Source organism: Cupriavidus sp. SW-Y-13, from assembly GCF_009793345.1.
Lineage (GTDB): Bacteria > Pseudomonadota > Gammaproteobacteria > Burkholderiales > Burkholderiaceae > Cupriavidus.
The window spans coordinates 3,097,013-3,119,580 of sequence record NZ_WHLX01000001.1 but is presented as its reverse complement, the minus strand read 5'-3'; the positions used below and the strand labels follow the sequence as shown (position 1 = coordinate 3,119,580).

Annotated in this window: 14 protein-coding genes, 1 tRNA gene and 3 rRNA genes; 14 read left to right on the top strand and 4 right to left on the bottom strand. The window is 60.8% G+C overall.

What is annotated here, in order from left to right; genetic code table 11:
• The first annotated feature begins 384 nt into the window (after window positions 1-384).
• From GA566_RS13940 to GA566_RS13920, 5 genes are all read left to right on the top strand, one after another.
• A 16S ribosomal RNA gene (locus tag GA566_RS13940) occupies window positions 385-1,917 on the top strand.
• Between the two features lie 64 nt (window positions 1,918-1,981).
• Window positions 1,982-2,058, top strand: a tRNA-Ile gene (locus tag GA566_RS13935).
• Window positions 2,059-2,430: 372 nt separating this feature from the next.
• Window positions 2,431-5,309, top strand: a 23S ribosomal RNA gene (locus GA566_RS13930).
• A 126-nt stretch (window positions 5,310-5,435) separates the two neighbouring features.
• A 5S ribosomal RNA gene (gene rrf / locus GA566_RS13925) occupies window positions 5,436-5,548 on the top strand.
• The 16S, 23S and 5S rRNA genes sit together here with 1 tRNA gene alongside, the layout of an rRNA operon.
• A gap of 271 nt (window positions 5,549-5,819) precedes the next feature.
• Entirely contained in the window at window positions 5,820-6,749 is a 930-nt protein-coding gene (locus tag GA566_RS13920) for a DUF3047 domain-containing protein (protein ID WP_137928250.1), read from the top strand.
• Between the two features lie 49 nt (window positions 6,750-6,798).
• Here the strand turns inward: GA566_RS13920 and GA566_RS13915 are convergent, their stop codons facing one another.
• Complete coding sequence (locus tag GA566_RS13915) at window positions 6,799-7,992, bottom strand: M20 aminoacylase family protein (protein ID WP_160473006.1); 1,194 nt, start codon at window positions 7,990-7,992, stop codon at window positions 6,799-6,801.
• Window positions 7,993-8,319: 327 nt separating this feature from the next.
• Between GA566_RS13915 and GA566_RS13910 the strand changes: the two genes are divergently transcribed.
• From GA566_RS13910 to GA566_RS13890, 5 genes are all read left to right on the top strand, one after another.
• Window positions 8,320-9,921, top strand: a complete 1,602-nt coding sequence (locus GA566_RS13910) for an ABC transporter substrate-binding protein (protein WP_160473005.1) — start codon at window positions 8,320-8,322, stop codon at window positions 9,919-9,921.
• 164 nt (window positions 9,922-10,085) lie between these two features.
• Window positions 10,086-11,063 (top strand): ABC transporter permease, encoded by a 978-nt coding sequence (locus GA566_RS13905; RefSeq protein WP_137928246.1) that lies wholly within the window; start codon window positions 10,086-10,088, stop codon window positions 11,061-11,063.
• A gap of 3 nt (window positions 11,064-11,066) precedes the next feature.
• On the top strand, window positions 11,067-11,996 hold the full coding sequence (locus GA566_RS13900) for an ABC transporter permease (protein ID WP_137928245.1): 930 nt from the start codon (window positions 11,067-11,069) through the stop codon (window positions 11,994-11,996).
• Window positions 11,997-12,012: 16 nt separating this feature from the next.
• The gene (locus GA566_RS13895; RefSeq protein ID WP_160473004.1) at window positions 12,013-13,011 is read left to right on the top strand and encodes an ABC transporter ATP-binding protein; all 999 of its coding nucleotides are present in this window, start codon (window positions 12,013-12,015) and stop codon (window positions 13,009-13,011) included.
• A complete protein-coding gene (locus GA566_RS13890; RefSeq protein WP_160473003.1) occupies window positions 13,008-14,072 on the top strand; it encodes an ABC transporter ATP-binding protein in 1,065 nt (354 codons plus the stop codon). Before GA566_RS13895 ends, GA566_RS13890 begins: the two co-directional genes overlap by 4 nt.
• Before the next feature lie 71 nt (window positions 14,073-14,143).
• Here GA566_RS13890 and GA566_RS13885 read toward each other — a convergent pair whose 3' ends face one another.
• Window positions 14,144-15,343, bottom strand: a complete 1,200-nt coding sequence (locus GA566_RS13885; RefSeq protein WP_137928242.1) for an ABC transporter substrate-binding protein — start codon at window positions 15,341-15,343, stop codon at window positions 14,144-14,146.
• A 287-nt stretch (window positions 15,344-15,630) separates the two neighbouring features.
• Here GA566_RS13885 and GA566_RS13880 point away from each other — a divergent pair, with 287 nt between their 5' ends.
• The 4 genes from GA566_RS13880 to GA566_RS13865 all read left to right on the top strand — a co-directional run bounded on the left by GA566_RS13880 (window position 15,631) and on the right by GA566_RS13865 (window position 21,479).
• Window positions 15,631-17,736, top strand: coding sequence for a molybdopterin-dependent oxidoreductase (locus tag GA566_RS13880; RefSeq protein WP_160473002.1), 2,106 nt, complete (start codon window positions 15,631-15,633; stop codon window positions 17,734-17,736).
• Window positions 17,733-18,866, top strand: coding sequence for an aminopeptidase (locus GA566_RS13875; RefSeq protein ID WP_160473001.1), 1,134 nt, complete (start codon window positions 17,733-17,735; stop codon window positions 18,864-18,866). Before GA566_RS13880 ends, GA566_RS13875 begins: the two co-directional genes overlap by 4 nt.
• Window positions 18,867-18,942: 76 nt before the next feature.
• On the top strand, window positions 18,943-19,608 hold the full coding sequence (locus GA566_RS13870; protein ID WP_202126699.1) for a TetR/AcrR family transcriptional regulator: 666 nt from the start codon (window positions 18,943-18,945) through the stop codon (window positions 19,606-19,608).
• A gap of 188 nt (window positions 19,609-19,796) precedes the next feature.
• Window positions 19,797-21,479, top strand: a complete 1,683-nt coding sequence (locus tag GA566_RS13865) for a long-chain fatty acid--CoA ligase (RefSeq protein ID WP_137928238.1) — start codon at window positions 19,797-19,799, stop codon at window positions 21,477-21,479.
• A gap of 77 nt (window positions 21,480-21,556) precedes the next feature.
• On the opposite strand, the gene GA566_RS13860 is transcribed toward GA566_RS13865, so the two are convergent.
• The gene (locus GA566_RS13860) at window positions 21,557-22,024 is read right to left on the bottom strand and encodes a hypothetical protein (RefSeq protein WP_160472999.1); all 468 of its coding nucleotides are present in this window, start codon (window positions 22,022-22,024) and stop codon (window positions 21,557-21,559) included.
• The gene (locus tag GA566_RS13855; RefSeq protein WP_137923388.1) at window positions 22,021-22,527 is read right to left on the bottom strand and encodes a MarR family winged helix-turn-helix transcriptional regulator; all 507 of its coding nucleotides are present in this window, start codon (window positions 22,525-22,527) and stop codon (window positions 22,021-22,023) included. The genes GA566_RS13860 and GA566_RS13855 overlap by 4 nt, the downstream gene beginning before the upstream one ends.
• Between the last annotated feature and the right edge of the window lie 41 nt (window positions 22,528-22,568).

Below are 22,568 nucleotides of genomic sequence, written 5' to 3'. Positions count from 1 at the left end.
CGGGGGTTGCGGGGTTTTGCAGCGCTGGCCGGCAGAGAAAAAAATCTTCTGCAAACTGTTGACGAAACGATGAATGTTCTGCATAATCTCGTTTCTCTGCTGCAGCGAAAGCGACGCGGCAGACGCAGTAAGAAATGCAGTACCCGGCGGCGGCAAAGCTGTTCGTCAATGTTCTTTAACAACCAAACAACCGATAAGTGTGGGCGCTTGATGGCGAACGCCGCTGAGGACTTCGGGTTCTTAGTGTTGCTTCAAAAGTATCAAGTGCTCGCACAGTAAAACATGTTCGATTGTTCTTCGGAGCAGTCGAGTCAGTTTTCTGAGAGTGAGCGACCGCTCGAAAGAGCGAGACCTGTAGGGAAACCGAAGGGTCACACAGAGATTGAACTGAAGAGTTTGATCCTGGCTCAGATTGAACGCTGGCGGCATGCCTTACACATGCAAGTCGAACGGCAGCACGGACTTCGGTCTGGTGGCGAGTGGCGAACGGGTGAGTAATACATCGGAACGTACCCTGTTGTGGGGGATAACTAGTCGAAAGATTAGCTAATACCGCATACGACCTGAGGGTGAAAGTGGGGGACCGTAAGGCCTCACGCAGCAGGAGCGGCCGATGTCTGATTAGCTAGTTGGTGGGGTAAAGGCCCACCAAGGCGACGATCAGTAGCTGGTCTGAGAGGACGATCAGCCACACTGGGACTGAGACACGGCCCAGACTCCTACGGGAGGCAGCAGTGGGGAATTTTGGACAATGGGGGGCAACCCTGATCCAGCAATGCCGCGTGTGTGAAGAAGGCCTTCGGGTTGTAAAGCACTTTTGTCCGGAAAGAAATCGCTTCGGTTAATACCTGGGGTGGATGACGGTACCGGAAGAATAAGCACCGGCTAACTACGTGCCAGCAGCCGCGGTAATACGTAGGGTGCGAGCGTTAATCGGAATTACTGGGCGTAAAGCGTGCGCAGGCGGTTTTGTAAGACAGGCGTGAAATCCCCGAGCTCAACTTGGGAATTGCGCTTGTGACTGCAAGGCTAGAGTATGTCAGAGGGGGGTAGAATTCCACGTGTAGCAGTGAAATGCGTAGAGATGTGGAGGAATACCGATGGCGAAGGCAGCCCCCTGGGACGTCACTGACGCTCATGCACGAAAGCGTGGGGAGCAAACAGGATTAGATACCCTGGTAGTCCACGCCCTAAACGATGTCAACTAGTTGTTGGGGATTCATTTCTTCAGTAACGTAGCTAACGCGTGAAGTTGACCGCCTGGGGAGTACGGTCGCAAGATTAAAACTCAAAGGAATTGACGGGGACCCGCACAAGCGGTGGATGATGTGGATTAATTCGATGCAACGCGAAAAACCTTACCTACCCTTGACATGCCACTAACGAAGCAGAGATGCATCAGGTGCCCGAAAGGGAAAGTGGACACAGGTGCTGCATGGCTGTCGTCAGCTCGTGTCGTGAGATGTTGGGTTAAGTCCCGCAACGAGCGCAACCCTTATCTTTAGTTGCTACGCAAGGGCACTCTAGAGAGACTGCCGGTGACAAACCGGAGGAAGGTGGGGATGACGTCAAGTCCTCATGGCCCTTATGGGTAGGGCTTCACACGTCATACAATGGTGCGTACAGAGGGTTGCCAACCCGCGAGGGGGAGCTAATCCCAGAAAACGCATCGTAGTCCGGATCGTAGTCTGCAACTCGACTACGTGAAGCTGGAATCGCTAGTAATCGCGGATCAGCATGCCGCGGTGAATACGTTCCCGGGTCTTGTACACACCGCCCGTCACACCATGGGAGTGGGTTTTGCCAGAAGTAGTTAGCCTAACCGCAAGGAGGGCGATTACCACGGCAGGGTTCATGACTGGGGTGAAGTCGTAACAAGGTAGCCGTATCGGAAGGTGCGGCTGGATCACCTCCTTTCCAGAGGCTTGTGTTCACAAGTCAAGCGTTCACACTTATCGGTTTGTTTGAGTGTTACAGCCAAGGGTCTGTAGCTCAGGTGGTTAGAGCACCGTCTTGATAAGGCGGGGGTCGTAGGTTCAAGTCCTACCAGACCCACCAAGTTATCCGGGGATTAGCTCAGCTGGGAGAGCACCTGCTTTGCAAGCAGGGGGTCGTCGGTTCGATCCCGTCATCCTCCACCACTTACCTTGGGGTAGTTGTCAAAGACCAGGATTCAGAGGTTCTGAATTTTAGTCTTTGGCTATTGCTATCAGTTTCGCACGAAGTGCGAGCTGGCTGTTCTTTAACAATATGGGATGTAGTAAAGGTGTCGTGAAGCGTTGATGAGACGCTGCAGTACAAAACACGATACCGGGTTGTGATTGTATCAACCAAAATGTATTTAAGTGATCGAAAGATGACTTGGAATACGGCACAAACGCGAGAACTCAGACCTATAGCGGTGTCTTGAATGAGACACACTCGTTATAGGGTCAAGCGAACAAGTGCATGTGGTGGATGCCTTGGCGATTACAGGCGATGAAGGACGCGGTAGCCTGCGAAAAGCTTCGGGGAGCTGGCAAACAAGCTTTGATCCGGAGATGTCCGAATGGGGAAACCCGGCCCTTATGGGTCATCCCTGACTGAATACATAGGTCAGGGAAGCGAACGCGGCGAACTGAAACATCTAAGTAGCTGCAGGAACAGAAATCAACCGAGATTCCCAGAGTAGTGGCGAACGAAATGGGAAGAGCCTTGTACTCTTTAGCAGCGTTGTTAGCAGAACGGGATGGAAAGCCCGGCCATAGCAGGTGATAGCCCTGTATGCGAAAACAGCATTGTGGAACTAGGTGTACGACAAGTAGGGCGGGACACGTGAAATCCTGTCTGAAGATGGGGGACCATCCTCCAAGGCTAAATACTCGTAATCGACCGATAGTGAACCAGTACCGTGAGGGAAAGGCGAAAAGAACCCCGGGAGGGGAGTGAAATAGATCCTGAAACCGCATGCATACAAACAGTCGGAGCCTGGAAACGGGTGACGGCGTACCTTTTGTATAATGGGTCAGCGACTTACATTCAGTGGCAAGCTTAACCGGTTAGGGAAGGCGTAGCGAAAGCGAGTCCGAATAGGGCGTTGAGTCGCTGGGTGTAGACCCGAAACCAGATGATCTATCCATGGCCAGGTTGAAGGTGCGGTAACACGTACTGGAGGACCGAACCCACTAACGTTGAAAAGTTAGGGGATGAGCTGTGGATAGGGGTGAAAGGCTAAACAAATCTGGAAATAGCTGGTTCTCTCCGAAAACTATTTAGGTAGTGCCTCGTGTGTCACCTTCGGGGGTAGAGCACTGTCATGGTTGGGGGGTCTATTGCTGATTACCCCGCCATAGCAAACTCCGAATACCGAAGAGTGCAATCACGGGAGACAGACATCGGGTGCTAACGTCCGGTGTCAAGAGGGAAACAACCCAGACCGCCAGCTAAGGTCCCCAAGATTGGCTAAGTGGGAAACGAAGTGGGAAGGCTAAAACAGTCAGGAGGTTGGCTTAGAAGCAGCCACCCTTTAAAGAAAGCGTAATAGCTCACTGATCGAGTCGTCCTGCGCGGAAGATGTAACGGGGCTAAGCCAGTCACCGAAGCTGCGGACGCACATTTATGTGCGTGGTAGGAGAGCGTTCTGTAAGCCTGTGAAGGTGTCTTGTAAAGGATGCTGGAGGTATCAGAAGTGCGAATGCTGACATGAGTAGCGATAAAGGGGGTGAAAGGCCCCCTCGCCGTAAGCCCAAGGTTTCCTACGCAACGTTCATCGGCGTAGGGTGAGTCGGCCCCTAAGGCGAGGCAGAGATGCGTAGCTGATGGGAAGCAGGTTAATATTCCTGCACCGTCGTATGATGCGATGGGGGGACGGATCGCGGAAGGTTGTCCGGGTGTTGGAAGTCCCGGTCCCTGCATTGGAGAAGGCGCTTTGGCAAATCCGGGCGCGGGATTCAAGGATGTGGGGCGAGCGGCTTTATGCTGCGAAGCAATCGGAAGTGGTTCCAAGAAAAGCCTCTAAGCTTCAGTCATACGAGACCGTACCGCAAACCGACACAGGTGGGCGAGATGAGTATTCTAAGGCGCTTGAGAGAACTCGGGAGAAGGAACTCGGCAAATTGGTACCGTAACTTCGGGATAAGGTACGCCCTGGTAGCTTGACTGGCCTGCGCCAGAAGGGTGAAGGGGTTGCAATAAAATGGTGGCTGCGACTGTTTAATAAAAACACAGCACTCTGCAAACACGAAAGTGGACGTATAGGGTGTGACGCCTGCCCGGTGCCGGAAGATTAAATGATGGGGTGCAAGCTCTTGATTGAAGTCCCGGTAAACGGCGGCCGTAACTATAACGGTCCTAAGGTAGCGAAATTCCTTGTCGGGTAAGTTCCGACCTGCACGAATGGCGTAACGATGGCCACACTGTCTCCTCCCGAGACTCAGCGAAGTTGAAGTGTTTGTGATGATGCAATCTCCCCGCGGCTAGACGGAAAGACCCCATGAACCTTTACTGTAGCTTTGCATTGGACTTTGAACCGATCTGTGTAGGATAGGTGGGAGGCTTTGAAGCGTGGACGCTAGTTCACGTGGAGCCGTCCTTGAAATACCACCCTGGTTTGTTTGAGGTTCTAACCTTGACCCGTGAATCCGGGTCGGGGACAGTGCATGGTAGGCAGTTTGACTGGGGCGGTCTCCTCCCAAAGTGTAACGGAGGAGTTCGAAGGTACGCTTGGTACGGTCGGACATCGTACCTAAAGTGCAATGGCAAAAGCGTGCTTAACTGCGAGACCGACAAGTCGAGCAGGTGCGAAAGCAGGACATAGTGATCCGGTGGTTCTGAATGGAAGGGCCATCGCTCAACGGATAAAAGGTACTCTGGGATAACAGGCTGATACCGCCCAAGAGTTCATATCGACGGCGGTGTTTGGCACCTCGATGTCGGCTCATCTCATCCTGGGGCTGTAGCCGGTCCCAAGGGTATGGCTGTTCGCCATTTAAAGAGGTACGTGAGCTGGGTTTAAAACGTCGTGAGACAGTTTGGTCCCTATCTGCCGTGGGCGTTGGAATCTTGACGGGGGCTGCTCCTAGTACGAGAGGACCGGAGTGGACGTACCGCTGGTGTACCTGTTGTCTCGCCAGAGGCATCGCAGGGTAGCTATGTACGGAAGAGATAACCGCTGAAAGCATCTAAGCGGGAAACTCGCCTGAAGATGAGGATTCCCTGGAGGCTTGACCTCCTTGAAGGGTCGTTCGAGACCAGGACGTTGATAGGCTGGGTGTGGAAGCGCAGTAATGCGTTAAGCTAACCAGTACTAATTGCCCGTAAGGCTTGATCCTATAACCAGTGTGTTTTACCTGGTGTCTGTGATCCGCCTTGTGCCCAAGGTCGACACAACACAACCCAACCTTTACTACACCCAATTCGCCCGCGTTGACACTCGTCAGCGCAGGCAACCCCTTATGCCTGGTGACCATAGCGAGTCGGAACCACCCCTTCCCATCCCGAACAGGACCGTGAAACGACTTTGCGCCGATGATAGTGCGGATACCCGTGTGAAAGTAGGTCATCGCCAGGCTCTTATGCCCCAAAACCCCTCGACAGCCAACGCTGCGAGGGGTTTTGTCTTTGGGTCTTCGGGTTTAACGTTGATACCGGGGTTGTTGTATTCCTGTTTTCAGGGTCCCGGAGCATTCCGGCCTCAATACGCTTCTGATAAGGTCCACTCTCAAGCGCTGTACCGAAATTAGCGCGATGCAGTCTGCAACAGGAAGTCGCGGTGCCGCATGGCCTGACGCATGTTGTTGAGATTTGGCTAGCGGGTGGGGAAACAGGGTTCAGGGGGTCTTATGGCCAAGGAGTTTAGGCCAGCACTGGCATGTGTTGCGGGTATCGTATTGCTCGCCGGCTGTGCATCATCGGCATTGCCGCCAGTGGATCCGTCGAAGATGGCGGATATTTCAGATGGGAGTTGCAAGACGTTCGCGGTAAAAGCCGTGCCGATCACGGCTTCGGCCGCGGCGACTCCCGATCCGTTGGCGCTCGCCAACCGGAGTGCGCCTTCTGACGTCGATGCGGAAGCTGGCGCGGATGGCGAAGCCGAAGCTGACGCCGAATTGGCGCAGCCCCTGGCGCAACTACCGCCATTTTCCCTGCTGGCGTCCTCAGGCCAGATGCAGTCGACCGGCTGGCAGCCCTGGAGGGTCAATCGGAACAAGACGCCCACGCGTTATAGCCTGACCGAACTGGACCAGCATACGGTCTTGCACGCACAGGCCGATGCGTCGGCGTCCGGTCTCTACGTCCCGCTGACCGAACGCGAAGCCCGAACGTTGCGTTGGCGCTGGAAGACGCGTGATGTGATCCGTGTTGCCGATAACGCGGTGAGTCATCGCGAGGATGCGCCGCTGCGAATTTTCGTGGCGTTCGACGGAGATCGCAGCAGTTTGCCGCTACGTGACCAGCTGATGTACGAAATGGCGCGCATCACCACGGGCCGTGAGATGCCCTATGCCACGCTGATGTACATCTGGGGTGGCCGTCGGCCGGAAGGCAGCATTCTGAACAATCCACACACCGATCGGGTGCGCATGATCGTCGTCGATTCGGGCACGCGCCACACGAATGAATGGCGATGCCATGAGCGGGATTTACGTGCCGACTATCGGAAGGCGTTCGGTTCGGATCCCGGCAAGATCCTGGCTGTCGGCTTGATGACCGATACCGATAATACAAAGAGTCGTGCCGAATCCTGGTACGGTGATATCGCAATCGACTAGTGCCTGCGAGGCGGACGACGGCCAGTATAGGCCGGCGTCCTTCCTCGGATCAGGCCGCAGGTAGCCACTTCTCCACAAGCTTCACGAAGAACGTCGAGCCAACCGGCAGCAATTCGTCGTTAAAGTCGTAGCTCGGGTTGTGCAGCATGCACGGGCCCATGCCGTGGCCAGCCTCTCGGTGTGAGCCTTCGCCATTGCCAATGAACAGGTAACAGCCCGGCTTCTCCTGCAGCATGAACGAGAAGTCTTCGGCGCCCATCGTCGGCTCCACGTTGCCATCCACGTTCGATGCGCCCACGAGTTCGCTCGCGATCCCCACGGCGAATTCGGCTTCCGCCGCGCTGTTGATGGTCGGCGGGTAGTTGCGGCGGAATTCGAAATCGATCGTGCAATCGAATGCCTGCGCCACTGCGCGCGACACTTCCTCCATGCGCCGCTCGATCAGGTCGAGCACCTCCACGGTGAAGGTCCGCACCGTACCGCCGAGCCAGACTTCGTTCGGCACAATGTTCGTGGCGTCCCCACCATGGAACTGCGTCACCGAGATCACGGCCGTATCGATCGGACGCTTGTTGCGCGTGATGATGCCCTGCAGTGCCGAGACGATTTGCGCGCCGGTGAACACCGGATCGCAACCGTTGTGCGGCATTGCGGCATGGGCGCCCTTGCCCCGCACCACGATCTTGAATTCATTGCTCGATGCCATGAGCGGACCGGCCGTCGTGCCGAACGAACCCACCGGCATGCCGGGCCAGTTGTGCATGCCGAACACGGCATCGCACGGGAAGCGTTCGAACAGGCCGTCCTTGATCATCTCGCGCGCGCCGCCACCGCCTTCTTCAGCAGGCTGGAAAATCAGATGTACCGTGCCGTCGAAGTTGCGATGTTCGGCCAGGTAGCGCGCGGCGCCAAGCAGCATCGCCGTGTGACCATCGTGACCACATGCGTGCATCTTGCCTTCGTGCTGCGAACGATGGCCGAACGTGTTGGCTTCCTGTAGCGGCAGGGCATCCATGTCAGCGCGTAGGCCGATCGAGCGGGTGCCGGTGCCGTTGCGCAGCACGCCCACCAGGCCGGTGGTACCCAGGCCGCGATGGACTTCGATGCCCCAGGATTCAAGATTCTTTGCTACGACATCGGCGGTGCGCTGCTCCTCGAAGCAGAGTTCCGGGTGAGCGTGTATATCGCGTCGGATGGCGCGGATTTCGGCTTGCGCCTGAAGGATTTCGGGAATGAGCTTCATGATGCCGTCGAGGCTGATCGGACATTTGCGATACCCCGATCATACGACGCCTATCGTAGAAGCGCCAAAACAAGGCCAGAGCGTCACGTTGACCGTAGAAACTGGTGCAGCGCCGCATCGACGGGAAGCTGAGTGCGGGTGGGTTTCCCCGCATGGCGGCCACCGTCGCGTGCTGGAACAGTTCATGCTTGAAGTGCCCGGCCGGTTGCGCCCCGCGCTGCACGGTGGAACGCCGCACCAAAACGCGGCCTTTTCATCGTGGTCACAGTGGGTGCGTGGCTGATCCATATTGTCATTTCAAGACATCCCTCCAGGGAGAATCGCACGATGTCCCTCAGCAACGTCAAGAAGGCGCTTGGCAAGAAGGCCGGCACGGTCATATTGGCTGGCGCTCTTGCCCTCGGCCTGTCAGCCCCTGCGCTCGCCGCCGATATCAAGATTGCCTTGAGTTCGCCGCCGACCTCGATGGACCCGCATTTCTACAACCTGTTCTCGAACATCAATGTGTCCGAGCACGTGTTCGATTCGCTGATCAAGCTCGACCCCGACAGCAAGATCGTGCCGGGGCTGGCGGAGTCGTGGAAGCTGGTGAACAACCTGACATGGGAGTTCAAGATCCGCAAGGGTGTGAAGTGGCACGATGGCACGGAACTCACCACCGAGGATGTGGTGTGGTCGCTCGATCGTCCGGCCACCATTCTCAACAGCCCGGGCAAGTTCGACGTCTACACCAAGGCGATCATCAACAAGAAGATCATCGACAAGTACACGATCCAGCTGACTACCAATCAGCCGTATCCGTTAATGCTGAATGACCTGACGTCGATCTTCATGGTGCAGAAGAAGGCCACGCAGGGTCTGACCTCTGATGACTTTGCGCAGGGCAAGGGGATGATCGGCACGGGTCCGTTCAAGTTCGTGAGCTATGCCCGCGACGATCGGGTGGAACTGGTTCGCAACCCCGACTACTGGGGTGCGAAGCCGGCCTGGGACAAGGTCACGCTGCGCTTCATCCCGAACCCGGCCACGCGCCTCGCCGCGCTGCTTTCCGGCGATGTGCAGGCCATCGAGAACGTGCCGACCCCGGACCTGCCGAAGGTTCGCAACGATCCCAAGCTGCAGTTCTTCTCGAAGATCTCGCATCGCGTGATCTACCTGTACTTCGATGCCAAGCGTGACAAGTCGCCGTTTGTCACGACGAAGGAAGGCCAGCCGATGGACAAGAACCCGCTGAAGGATGCGCGGGTGCGTATTGCCATCAGCACGGCTATCAACCGGCAGGGCATCAAGGACCGGCTGATGGAAGGCTTGTCCGAGCCGACGAACAACCTGGTGCCGCCCACGCTATTCGGCTACAACCCGGCCCTGAAGACGCTGAAGTACGACCCGGAAGCCGCCAAGAAGATGCTGGCTGACGCGGGTTATCCGAACGGCTTCGGCATCACGCTGCACACGCCGAACAACCGCTATGTGAACGACGAGAAGATTGCGCAGACCATCGCGCAGAACCTCACCCGCATCGGCATCAATACGAAGGTGGAAGGCATGCCGATGGCCACATACTCGTCGAAGGGTATCAAGCACGAATGGTCGTTCGGCCTGCTGGGATGGGGTGCACAGACTGGCGAAGTCAGCTCGCCGCTGCGTGCGCTGCTGGCGTGCGAGGATTCGAAGAAGGGCTTCGGCACCACCAACTGGGGTGAGTACTGCAATCCGAAGATGGACGTCGTGCTGGAAAAGGCGCTGGCGACGGTGGAAGACCCCGAGCGATCGAAGCTGCTGCAGGAAGCCACGGCGATTGCCGTGCTGGACGGCGGCATCATTCCGATCCACCATCAGGTCACCACCTGGGCAACACAGAAGGGCATCACGTACGTGCCGCGTACCGATGAGCGCACCTACGCGCACCTCTTCAAGCCGCAGCAATAAGTCGATAGTCGCAGCACGGGGCCGGCGCAGCAGCCGGCCGGCTCCGGTATCATCGCGGCCCCGGCCCGCCAGAATGGCCGGGCGTACTGCCCACGACATCCCCCGTGGGTCGCGAACCCGCTGGCCGTGCCATGGCACACCGGCGAAAGGATAGCGTCTGAAACATGCTGGTTTTCATCATCCGGCGACTGATGCAGAGCGTGATCGTGCTGCTGGTCATGTCGTTGCTCGTCTTTCTCGGCGTGTTTGCGATCGGCAATCCGGTCGACATCCTGATCAGCCCGCAGGCCGACCAGGAAGACATCAAGCGCACCATTGCCGCGCTCGGTCTCGACAAGCCACTATGGGAGCAGTACTGGATCTTCCTGCAGAACGCGCTGCACGGAAATCTGGGAACATCATTCGCCCATGGCACCCCAGCGCTCAAGCTGATTTTCGAACGCATGCCGGCCACGATGGAGCTGGCCATCTGCGCGATCCTTCTCGCTATCGTGCTCGGTATTCCGCTGGGACTGTGGGCCGGACTGCGGCCGAATGGCGTGGCGGGCAAGACCATCATGACCGTGTCAATTCTCGGCTTCTCGCTGCCCACGTTCTGGGTGGGCCTGATGCTGATCATGGTGTTTGCCGTGCAACTCGGCTGGCTGCCGTCGAACGGACGCGGCGAGACGGTACGGGTGCTCGGCATGTCGCTGAGTTTCCTGACGCTGGATGGCATCCGGCACCTGATCCTGCCCGCCATCACGCTGTCGCTGCTCAATATCGCGATGGTGATCCGGCTCACGCGGGCTGGCACGCAGGAGGCGATGCTGCAGGACTACGTGAAGTTCGCGCGCGCCAAGGGGCTGTCGAACACGCGCATCGTTGGCGTACACGTGCTCAAGAACATCCTGATTCCCATTGTCACGGTGATCGCGCTGCAGTTCGGTTCGATCATCGCGTTCGCCATCGTTACCGAATCGATCTTTGCATGGCCCGGCATGGGCAAGCTGATTATCGACTCGATCCAGTTGCTGGACCGCCCAGTGATCGTCGCGTACCTGATGGTCATCGTGACGCTGTTCATCCTGATCAACCTGCTGGTGGACATCGTCTACAGCATGCTCGATCCGCGCGTGCGCATCGCTGACAACAAGGGCTGAGCCATGAGCACTCCGACCGTACCCGATGCCGCCGCCACGCCAGTGGCCGCCGTGAAGGAGCAGACCCCGTTCCGCCGCTTCGCGCGGCAGTTCCTGGAGAGCAAGCTGGCGGTGCTGGGCCTTGTCACGCTGATCGTGCTGCTGCTGATTGCGATCTTCGCGCCATGGCTGGCGCCGCAGAATCCGTACGACCTCGCCACGCTCGATGTGCTCGATGCGCGCATGGCGCCGGGCGAACAGTCCGGCATGGGCATGACCTTCCTGATGGGTTCCGACGAACAGGGCCGCGATATGTTGTCGGCCGTGATGTACGGCCTGCGTATCAGTGTGGGCGTGGGTGTGGTGAGCACGGTGATCGCCCTGCTGATCGGCGCGACACTGGGTCTGCTGGCCGGTTTTCTCGGCGGCCGCACGGAAGTGTTCATCATGCGCGTGGCCGACCTGCAGCTTTCGTTTCCGCCAATCCTGCTGGCGCTGATCCTTCTGGCATTCCTGCGGCCCGGCATTGGCAATATCGTGATCGCGCTGGTGGCCGTGCAGTGGGCTTACTACGCGCGGACTACGCGCAGCGCGGCGCTGGTGGAGCGGCGCAAGGAATATATCGAGGCGGCCACGTGCCTGGGGCTGCCCCCGCGTCGCATCATGTTCCGGCATTTGCTGCCGAACTGCCTGCCGCCGCTGATCGTGATTGCTGCGCTGCAGGTGGCATCCGCCATCACCCTCGAAGCCACGCTGTCGTTCTTGGGGCTGGGCGTGCCGGTGACGGAACCGTCGCTGGGCATGCTGATCGCCAACGGCCAGCAGTACATGCTGTCGGGCAAGTACTGGATCAGTTTCTTCCCGGGCATCGCACTGGTGATCACCATCGTGGCGATGAACCTCGTGGCCGACCAGTTGCGCGATGTGCTGAACCCGCGCCTGCAAACGCAATGATCGAACGGGAGCCAACATGACGCAGCCGACTCTCGTCGTTGAAAACCTGAAGACGCAGTTCTTCACACGCGCCGGCGTGGCCAAGGCCGTGGACGATGTGTCGTTCACGGTGGAACGCGGCGAAATCATGGGACTGGTCGGGGAATCGGGTTCTGGCAAATCCATGACCGGGTACTCGATCATGGGATTGATCGATCCACCGGGCAAGGTCGTCGATGGTCGCATCGCGCTGACCAGCCGCGACGGTGTCACGCGCGACCTGCGCACGCTCACTGCCGCGCAGCAACGCGATGTGCGCGGCAATCGCATCGCCATGATCTTTCAAGATCCGATGATGACGCTGAACCCGGTCCTGCGTATCGACACGCAGATGATCGAGGCCGTGCGTGCCCATGACAACGTCAGCAAGGCCGCGGCCCGCGAGCGCGCTCGCAATGCGCTGGCACGCGTAGGCATTCCGTCGCCCGACGAGCGGTTACTGGCCTATCCGCATCAGTTCTCTGGCGGCATGCGGCAACGCGTGGCCATCGCCATCGCGCTGCTGAACAAGCCGGACCTGATCATCGCCGACGAACCCACCACGGCACTCGACGTGACGATCCAGGGCCAGATCCTTTACGAGATGCAGACGCTGTGTCGCGAGTCGGGCACCGCGCTGATCTGGATCACGCATGACCTGTCCGTGGTGGCCGGTCTCGCGGACAAGGTGTGTGTGATGTACGCCGGCAAGATCGTGGAATCGGGCGATGTGCGACAGGTGCTGGAGCGTCCTGGGCATCCATACACGCATGGGCTGATCGGCTCGGCGCCATCGCGCAATCCACGCGGTACGCCACTGCGGCAGATCCCGGGCATGACGCCGTCGCTTCTGAACCTGCCGGGCGGCTGCTCGTTCCGCAATCGTTGTCCCTACGCCACGGAAATCTGCAAGACCGATCCGCCGCTCGATACCTCGCCCGATGGTCGTCAGCTACGCTGCTTCCATCCGGTCCATGCCCAGCAGGAGGCTGCATGAGCACGCCGGTGATCGATACCCCCAATGCCGCAGTGGCTGTACCGAACGCGGAGAGCAGCATGCCGCCGGCGCCGCTGCTGGAACTGCGCAGCGTGTCGAAGCGTTTCGTGAAGTCGCTCGATGTGGCCGCGAAGATCGCCAACGTCTTCGGCGCAAAGCAGAAGATGGAAGTGGTGCACGCCGTGGACAAGGTGGACCTGGCGATCCGTACCGGCGAAGTCGTCGGGCTGGTGGGCGAGTCGGGCTGCGGCAAGTCCACGCTCGGACGCATGGCGGTGGGCCTGCATTCGTTGACCGAAGGCGAGCGGCTATGGCGCGGGACCGATCTCGACCGGTTGCCGCCCGAGAAGAAGCGCGAGCGGCAACTGGCGATCCAGATGATCTTCCAGGACCCGTACGCGTCGCTGAATCCGCGCCTGCGTGTGCTGGATATCGTCGGCGAGGCGCCGGTCGTGCATGGCATGGTCGAGAAGGGCGCGCAGCAGGCGTATGTGGAAGACATGCTCGTGCGCGTGGGCATGGACCCCACGGTGCTGCGTCGTTTCCCGCACCAGTTCTCGGGCGGTCAGCGGGCACGCATCGGCATCGCACGGGCGCTGGCCGTGAAGCCGGAATTCCTGGTCTGCGATGAGTCGGTAGCGGCGCTCGATGTATCGATCCAGGCCCAGGTGCTGAACCTGTTCATGCGGCTGCGCGAAGAGCTGAACCTGACTTACCTCTTCATCAGTCACGACCTCGGCGTGGTCAAGCACATTAGCGACCGCGTGATGATCATGTACCTGGGGCGCGTGGTGGAGTCAGCGCCCACTGAGCAGGTGTTTTCGTCACCCAACCATCCGTACACGCAGGCACTGCTGGCCGAGGCGCCGAAGCTGGAGGTTGGCAAGAAGACGTATGGGGCGATTCGCGGAGAAATCCCGTCGCCTCTGAATCCGCCGATGGGTTGTCACTTCCATCCACGCTGCCCGCACGCCATGCCGCGTTGCAGGGAGGAGCAACCGATGCTGAAGGAGATCGCGCCGATGCGGTGGTCGGCTTGTCATTTGAATGATGCCGCCTAGTCTCCCTGTCGGTGTTCTCCCCTCTCCCGCTTTGCGGGAGAGGGGAGCAAGCCAGACGAAGCGGTAGAGCACTACCGAATCACCGCACCCTTCGAATTAATGATCGTCATCTCCACGAACTTCGACCCGACGTGGTTGTCTGGTCCGAACTGGACGATGTAGCCGCCGAGGTCTACATTGCGCATGCTTTCCATGGCGGTGACAAAGCGTTCGCGGGTCAAGTCCTTGCCCGCGCGGCGCAATCCTTCCACGAATGCCTTGGCGGCGATGAAGCCTTCGATACTGGCGTAGTCGAACTCGTTCGATTTGCCGGCGGCCTGCAGCAGGCGCAGGTATTCGCGCACCACCGGCAGCGTGGCGTTGCCCGGATGCGGCATCACCTGCGAGATGATCACACCGCTGCCTTGCGGGCCCACTTCGCGGGCCAGTGCCTGCGTGCCGACGAACGACACGTTGTAGAACTGGCCACTGTAGCCCCGGCGCAGCGCTTCCTTCACGAAAGCGCCCACGGTGCGGTAGGCGCTGATCAGCACTACGGCATCGGGCTTGGCCTTCATCGCGCCCTGCATGGCGTCGCCGATCTCGACGGTGTTGCGGATCACGCTTTCCTGCGCCACCAGCTTCACACCGCTGTCGGCCGGCAGCGTCTTGATGGCGTGCTCGATGCCCGAGATGCCAGCGCGGCCATAGGCGTCGTCGTTGTAGACCACGGCGATGCGCTTGAGCCCGGTGGTGCGGATCTGGCGCACGATGGCAGCAGTTTCCTCGTCGTAGCCGGCGCGCACGTGGAACACATAGCGGCTGTGCGGCTCGCGCAGCGATTGCGCGCCCGTGAAGGGCGCGAAGAACGGGATGCGCATGTGATTGACCAGCGGCAGCACGGCCTGGCTCGTCGGCGTGCCCACGTAGCCGAACAGCGCGAAGACGCGCTCTTCCTCGATCAGCTTCCTGGTGTTCTTGATGGCCTCGTCGGGCTCGTACATGTCGTCGAGCGCCTTAAGCTCGATCTTGCGTCCGAACACGCCGCCCTGGCTGTTGATGTGGTCGAAGTACAGGCGCGCGCCCGCGTTCATCTGCTTGCCGAGCACTGCGGTGGAGCCCGTCAGCGCGGCCGACTGGCCCAGTACGATGGTGTCGGCCGTCACCCCGGTTTCCCCGGCGGCAGTGTTGACGCCCAGCGCGGCACCCGATACGCCGCATGCCGCGATGGCGGACGCCACCATCACGCCGACCATCAGCTGCCGGCGCTTGACCCCTGTCTTGAAACCCATGTAAATCCCCGTCAAAAAAATCCGTACAACGTTCTGATTGATTCTGATGTTCTGTGCTGCTGGCGGACCCGCATCCCTTGTCCGGTCTTGTGCCGATACGGGCTTCCGACCGAGGGCCGGACTGCGCCGGCACATCATAATCGAATACAATCGGAGCCAAACAAATTCCCCGGTCCGGCAGGTTTTCGCCGACGCAGTGGCGCCACAGTCACGCCGTTGACACGCGCCCGGCCTGCTGTCTTTTCTGCCCGTACCGGGCGCCCCAGCCTGAATTACCTCTGATCGCCATGGCCCCCCGCATCGTTCGTGCCGCCTGTCCCCATGATTGCCCCGATACCTGTGCATTGCTCGTCACCGTGGAGGACGGGCGCGCGATCAAGGTGGCCGGTGATCCAGACCATCCCGGCACGCAAGGGGTGCTTTGCACGAAGGTGTCGCGCTATACCGAACGCACCTATCATCCAAATCGTGTGTTGACGCCGCTGCGCCGCGTGGGCCGCAAGGGCGAGGGCAAGTTCGAATCGGTGTCGTGGGACGAGGCACTCGACGAAATCGCCGCGCGGCTGTCAGCCATCGCGGCGCGCAATCCGGAAGCCATCGTGCCGTACAGCTACGCCGGTACGATGGGACTGGTGCAGGGCGAGAGTATGGCGGCGCGCTTCTTCCACAAGCTCGGTGCGTCGCTGCTGGATCGCACGATCTGCGCCAGCGCAGGGGCCACGGCGCTCAAGTACACCTATGGCGCGAGCGTCGGGATGGACATGGAGCATGTGGTCGACGCCAAGCTGGTGATCATCTGGGGCGGCAATCCGATCGCATCGAACCTGCACCTGTGGACGCGTGTGCAGGAAGCCAAGCGTCGCGGCGCCACGCTGGTAGCCATCGATCCGTATCGCTCGCTGACCGCCGAGAAGTGCCATCGCCACATTGCGCCGATGCCGGGCACGGATGGCGCGTTGGCGCTGGCGATGATCCACATCCTGATTCGCGACGACCTGCTCGATCACGACTACATCGCGCAGCATACGGTGGGCTTCGACGCGCTGCGCGAGCGCGCGATGGAATTTCCGCCCGCCCGCGCCGCCGAGATCTGCGGTGTGCCGGTGGAAGATATCGAGTGGCTGGCCGGCCTCTACGGCAATCTGGCCGTGCGCGAGCGCCAGCCCGTGGCGATCCGTATGAACTACGGCATGCAGCGCGTGCGCGGCGGTGGCCAGGCGGTGCGCGCGGTCGCGAGCTTGCCGTCCCTGGTGGGCGCATGGCGCCAGGCAGCTGGCGGCCTGCAGTTGTCGACGTCCGGCTTCTTCCCGATCGATCACGAGACGCTGCAGCGTCCGGACCTGCTGCCGAACTGGCCCAGCCAGCCGCGCACCGTGAACATGAGCACGATCGGCGACGCCCTGCTCGATGATGGCACCACCGGCCAGGGTCCGAAGATCGAGGCCGTGGTGGTCTACAACAGCAACCCCGTGGCCGTGGCACCGGAGTCGGTGAAGGTGGCCGAAGGCTTCGCACGGGAAGACCTGTTCACGGTGGTGCTGGAACACTTCCGCACCGATACGGCGGACCACGCCGATTTCGTGCTGCCGGCCACGACGCAGCTCGAACACGTCGATGTGCACAAGGCCTACGGCCACACGTACTTCCTGGCCAACAACCAGGCCGTGGAGCCGCTGGGCCAGGCGCTGCCGAACACGGAGATTTTCCGACGGCTGGCGGCGCGCATGGGCTTCACCGAGCCGTGTTTTGCCGATAGCGACGAGACCATCGCCAGCCAGGCCATCCTGCGCGAAGACAAGCGTGCGGCGGGCATCAGCTGGGAGTCTCTCAAGGAGCAGGGCTGGCAGAAGCTGAGTGTCGGCGCCGCGCCGTTCGCTGACGGTAATTTCCCGACGCCATCCGGCAAGTGCGAGTTCTATTCGGAGGCGATGGCGCGTGACGGCCTGGACCCCGTGCCGGCCTATGTGCCGCCGTACGAAGCGCCGTCGTCCGCCCCGGAACTCGCCGCGCGCTATCCGCTGGCGATGATCTCGCCGCCGGCGCGCAACTTCCTCAACAGCTCGTTCGTCAATGTGGATAGCCTGCGTGCTACCGAGGGCGAGCCGCATCTTGACATCCACCCGGACGACGCCGCCGCACGCGGCATCGTCCACGGCGCGATGGTGCGGGCGTATAACGACCGCGGCAGCATGCAGGCGCGCGCCCGCGTGACGGATCGCGCCAAGCGCGGGCTGGTCGTGGGCCTGTCGATCTGGTGGAAGAAGCTGGCGCCGGATGGCAAGAACGCCAACGAACTGACCAGCCAGCGCCTCACCGACATGGGCCGCGCGCCGGTCTTCTACGACTGCCTCGTCGAAGTGGAGGCGGTCCCCTCGGAGGCATTGGCATCATGATCCGTTGGCCGGCCCGCCGGCGCCTGGCGGGTATCGTCGCGATACTCGCCCTGGGCGCACTGGCGGCCGGCTGCGACACGATCGGCTACTACTATCAGTCGATCGGTGGTCACCTGGGCGTGATGGCTTCGGCCAAGCCCATCGACGACGCCATCGCCACGGCCAATGGCGCCAACGACGCCCGGCTCGCCCAACGGCTCGAACTGGCGCGCCGCATCCGCGACTACGCCTCACGCGAACTGAAGCTCCCCGACAACGGCAGCTATCGCCGCTACGCCAATCTGCACCGGCCCTATGTGGTCTGGAGCGTCTTCGCCACGCCCGAACTGTCGATGGACCTGCGCAAGTGGTGCTTCCCGGTGGTCGGGTGCATCACCTATCGCGGTTACTACGACCAGAACGATGCCGAGCATTACGCGAAGGGTTTGCGCGATGAAGGCTTCGAGGCCTACGTGGCAGGCATCCCGGCCTACTCGACGCTCGGCTATTTCGACGATCCGCTGCTGAACACTTTTGTCTACCAGCCCGAGGGCGAACTGGCGCGGCTGATCTTCCACGAACTGGCGCACCAGGTGGTCTACGTGCGCAACGACACCGCGTTCAACGAGTCGTTTGCCACGGCGGTGGAGGCCGCTGGCGTAGAGCGCTGGCTGGCGCAGGAAGGTTCGGCCGATGCACGTGCGAGCTACCGGATCTACGATGGCCGGCGCCGCCAGTTCCGGGCGATGCTGCTCGATACGCGCGACAAGCTCGTGAAGCTGTACAAATCCCCGCTGGACGATGCCGCCAAGCGCCAGGGCAAGGCGCGCATCTTCGAAGAACTGCGTGACGAGTACGGAACGCTGAAAGCGGAGTGGGCCGGCTACACCGGCTACGACCGCTGGTTCGACCAGCCGCTGACCAACGCCCACCTGGCCGCCGTGGCCACTTACCAGCAATGGGTGCCCGCGTTCACGGCGCTGCTCGCGCAATCCGGCGGCGACTGGGATCGCTTCTACGCCGCAGCACGCCAGATCGGCGACCTTCCGCCTGCCGAGCGCGATGCCGCACTGCGCAAGCTGGCGCCTCCGGCCACGGAGGTCACGCCGTTGACAGCGGGACAGTCCGGCACTCCTGCCGCGCGGCCCTGAACAACGCTCTGCCCATCCCCTGAATCGCGGGAGTTTCCCGATGGTGGCGAGCGCAGTGCGTGCGAGAATGTCGCCTATGTCTCATGCCCCGAGAAAACCCGGCCACACGCCGCGCGCCACCATTGCCGCCACCCTGAGCGAGGACGGTCCGGCGCGCTCGCACGTTGCCGAACGCCAGGAAGCGCGCCGACGCCAGATCCTTGATACCGCCGCGCAGCTTTTCTACACGAAAGGCTACCCGGGCATGACGATGAACGACCTATGCCGGGCGCTGGGTGTCACCAAGCCCGCGGTCTATTACTACTTCTCGGACAAGTACGAGATCTTCGACATCCTGTGCCGCGAATCGGCGCAAACCTGCCTGCCTGTGATTCGCGAGACGGCCGATCCGTCCCTGCCGGTGCGCGAGCGCCTGCATGCCTGCCTGCTGGAGATGGCGAGGCGCTGCGTCAAATGCCACGTGGCAGCGGCGTTGAGCTTCCGCGACAACCAGTACCTGCAGCCAGAGACAGTGGACTGGCTCAACAGCATGGCCCGCGATTTCTACCGCGACCTGTATGGCCTGCTTGAAGAAGGGCGCGCGGCTGGCGTGTTCGCCTTCGGCGATGCGCGCGTGACAGCCCATTCCATGGGCGGCGTGATCGGCTTCATGTACACCTGGCACGAACCGGATCGCATGGACCCTGAAACGCTGGCGATCGAGCTGGCGCAGAACATGATGAAGCTGGTGTTGCCGGCCTGATTGATCGCGGCCAATCGTTGCAAAGATCGTCAGGGTATTCCCTCGAATGTATGGCTGCGTGACGCATAATCCACGATTTCCGCGATCGAATTCGTGGAGGACTTCGTCTAACGGGTTGTCTTTACATGGGGCAGGCGTTTAGCATTCCCAAAAAATCGAACGACCATTCAGAAAATTCAGGAGACGGTATGGAAAAGCTGTGGCTGAAACATTATCCGGCAGGCGTACCGGCAGAGATCGACGCCAGCCAGTTCCGTTCGCTGGCCCAGTTGCTCGAGGAATCGTTCCGTACCTACGCTGATCGCCGTGCATTCATCTGCATGGACAAGGCCATCACCTACGGCGAACTGGACGCGCTCTCGCGGCACTTCGCGGCGTGGCTCCAGGCACGTGGCCTGCGCGCCGGTGCCCGCGTGGCCATCATGATGCCGAACGTGCTGCAGTATCCGGTGGTGCTGGCCGCTGTGCTGCGCGCCGGGTACGTGGTGGTCAACGTCAATCCGCTCTACACGCCGCGTGAACTGGAACACCAGTTGAAGGACAGCGGCGCAGAAGCCATCGTCATCCTGGAGAACTTTGCTTCCACGCTGCAGGCTGTGCTGCCTGCCACGCCAGTCAAGCACATCGTGGTGGCCAGCATGGGCGACATGCTGGGCGGGCTGAAGGGTGCCATCGTCAATTTCGTGGTGCGCAACGTCAAGAAGATGGTGCCGGCGTGGGAGTTGCCCACCTGCGTGCGCTTCAACGATGTGCTGGCCGAAGGCCGCAGCATGGAACTGAAGCCGGTCAGCACCGGTCCGGACGACATCGCCTTTCTCCAGTACACGGGCGGCACGACAGGGGTATCGAAAGGCGCCGTGCTGCTGCACCGGAATATCGTGTCGAACGTGCTGCAGTCCGAAGCATGGATGCAACCGGCGCTGGCCAAGGGTGCGCACATCGACCAGGTCATCACGATCACGGCGCTGCCGCTGTATCACATCTTCGCGCTGACGGTCTGCTGCCTGCTGGGCATGCGGAGCGGCGGCCTGAGCATCCTGATTCCGAATCCGCGCGATATCCCGGGTTTCATCAAGGAGCTGCAGAAGTACAAGTTCAACATGTTCCCGGCTGTGAACACGCTCTACAACGCGCTGCTGAACCATCCCGATTTCAGCAAGGTCGATTGCTCCGGCCTGCGCGTGGCCAACGGTGGTGGCATGGCCGTGCAGGAAGCCGTGGCAAAGAACTGGCTGGCCAAGACCGGCTGCCCGATCATCGAGGGATACGGCCTGTCCGAGACATCGCCATCGGCCACCTGCAACCCGACCGATACCGACGCCTTCTCTGGCACCATCGGCTTGCCGCTGCCGTCCACCGAAGTGTCGATCCGCGACGACGACGGCAACGAACTGCCACTCGGCCAGCCCGGCGAGATCTGCCTGCGCGGCCCGCAGGTGATGGCCGGCTACTGGAACCGTCCGGACGAGACCGCCAAGGTCATGACTCCGGACGGCTTCTTCAAGACCGGCGACATCGGCGTGATGGACGAACGCGGCTACACGAAGATTGTTGACCGCAAGAAGGACATGATCCTGGTCTCGGGCTTCAACGTGTATCCGAACGAGGTAGAAGGCGTGGTGGCGGAATGCCCGGGCGTGCTGGAAGTGGCAGCCGTCGGTGTGCCGGACCAGCACTCGGGCGAGGTGGTCAAGCTGTTCGTGGTCAAGAAAGATCCGGCCCTGTCAGAAGCCGACGTGATCGCCTTCTGCAAGGAGCGGCTCACGGGCTACAAGCGACCCAAGTACGTGGAATTCCGCACTGAGCTGCCGAAGACTAACGTTGGGAAGATTTTGCGGAGGGAACTGCGGGATAGTCGGAAGGCGGCTTAAGCTTTCTCTCTTCCGGGTGGTTGTTCCCCTCTCCCGCTGCGCGGGAGAGGGGAGGACACTATCAGTAGCAAGACCCCTCAACACTCATTCGACGGCGCCATCTGCGGCTGCGTCTGCCCATCCGGATAGATCAGCCGCACACATACACCCGGCTCCAGCCCCTGCGCCGCAGGCGCGTCCACCTGGGCCAGCGTCCCATCGTTGGCCTTCACCTTGTAGCGGTACAGATCGATTTGCTGCGGCGGCGCCGGACGGCTGAAGAGTCGCGTGAGGTCCACCGACACCCCCACGCCGCCACCGCCACCCCCTCCGCCTGCGAATCCTCCCACGCCTACCCCAGTGGCCCCATAGGGCGTACCGGGGTTTGCCACGTCCACGCGGGACAGGAACGTCTTCTCGGTCACGCGGCCGAGCTTGATCGTCGCGTTGACAGGGCTGATCTGCGGGGCTGCCGGGGTGCTGCTGCAGGCGGATAGCGTGGCCAGGGTCATCGATACGGCGGCTACGGCCAGTATCGGCATCAGGCGGATGTGAGGTCGGGTCATGGCGTGGTCAGGCTTGTCTTCAAACGTCCCAGCAATCGGAACAGCGCGCGTCTGTCCGTTTCGGCAAGTCCGGAGAACAATTGTTCCACCCAGGTTTCGTGCGCACGCGCCATCTGCGAGAACGCGTCGCGTCCGGCGGGTGTCAGGCGGATCAGAAAGGCGCGGCGATCCGTGGGCAGGGCTTCACGCGTGACCAGGCCCTCCTGCTGGAGCTGGTCGGTGATGCCGGTGACATTGCCGCCCGTGACCATCATGCGACGCGACAGCTCGCCCATCTTGAGGCCCTCGGGATGGCGATCGAGTTGCGACATGAGGTCGAAGCGCGGCAGCGTGACCGCAAAGTCCTGCCGTAGCCGCGAGCGGATATCGCTCTCGATCAGCGTGGTGCAGGTGAGCAGGCGCAGCCAGAGCCGCAGCGCCTCGTGCTCCGATTCGCCGGCGCTGGTTTCCAGGTCTACTGGCGCAGCGTCGGCCGGACTGCTGCCGGCGGAAGGATTGGGCATCGGGATTGGGGCAACCTGAACATTTGATGCCTGAAGTATAT

What these genes read in the sequence shown, in the direction of transcription:
- GA566_RS13855 (WP_137923388.1), bottom strand. Translation starts at nt 22,527, where the DNA reads ATGCCCAATCCTTCCGCCGGCAGCAGTCCGGCCGACGCTGCGCCAGTA.
- GA566_RS13890 (WP_160473003.1), top strand. Translation starts at nt 13,008, where the DNA reads ATGAGCACGCCGGTGATCGATACCCCCAATGCCGCAGTGGCTGTACCG.
- GA566_RS13905 (WP_137928246.1), top strand. Translation starts at nt 10,086, where the DNA reads ATGCTGGTTTTCATCATCCGGCGACTGATGCAGAGCGTGATCGTGCTG.
- GA566_RS13865 (WP_137928238.1), top strand. Translation starts at nt 19,797, where the DNA reads ATGGAAAAGCTGTGGCTGAAACATTATCCGGCAGGCGTACCGGCAGAG.
- GA566_RS13885 (WP_137928242.1), bottom strand. Translation starts at nt 15,343, where the DNA reads ATGGGTTTCAAGACAGGGGTCAAGCGCCGGCAGCTGATGGTCGGCGTG.
- GA566_RS13915 (WP_160473006.1), bottom strand. Translation starts at nt 7,992, where the DNA reads ATGAAGCTCATTCCCGAAATCCTTCAGGCGCAAGCCGAAATCCGCGCC.
- GA566_RS13910 (WP_160473005.1), top strand. Translation starts at nt 8,320, where the DNA reads ATGTCCCTCAGCAACGTCAAGAAGGCGCTTGGCAAGAAGGCCGGCACG.
- GA566_RS13920 (WP_137928250.1), top strand. Translation starts at nt 5,820, where the DNA reads ATGGCCAAGGAGTTTAGGCCAGCACTGGCATGTGTTGCGGGTATCGTA.
- GA566_RS13895 (WP_160473004.1), top strand. Translation starts at nt 12,013, where the DNA reads ATGACGCAGCCGACTCTCGTCGTTGAAAACCTGAAGACGCAGTTCTTC.
- GA566_RS13870 (WP_202126699.1), top strand. Translation starts at nt 18,943, where the DNA reads ATGTCTCATGCCCCGAGAAAACCCGGCCACACGCCGCGCGCCACCATT.
- GA566_RS13900 (WP_137928245.1), top strand. Translation starts at nt 11,067, where the DNA reads ATGAGCACTCCGACCGTACCCGATGCCGCCGCCACGCCAGTGGCCGCC.
- GA566_RS13860 (WP_160472999.1), bottom strand. Translation starts at nt 22,024, where the DNA reads ATGACCCGACCTCACATCCGCCTGATGCCGATACTGGCCGTAGCCGCC.
- GA566_RS13880 (WP_160473002.1), top strand. Translation starts at nt 15,631, where the DNA reads ATGGCCCCCCGCATCGTTCGTGCCGCCTGTCCCCATGATTGCCCCGAT.
- GA566_RS13875 (WP_160473001.1), top strand. Translation starts at nt 17,733, where the DNA reads ATGATCCGTTGGCCGGCCCGCCGGCGCCTGGCGGGTATCGTCGCGATA.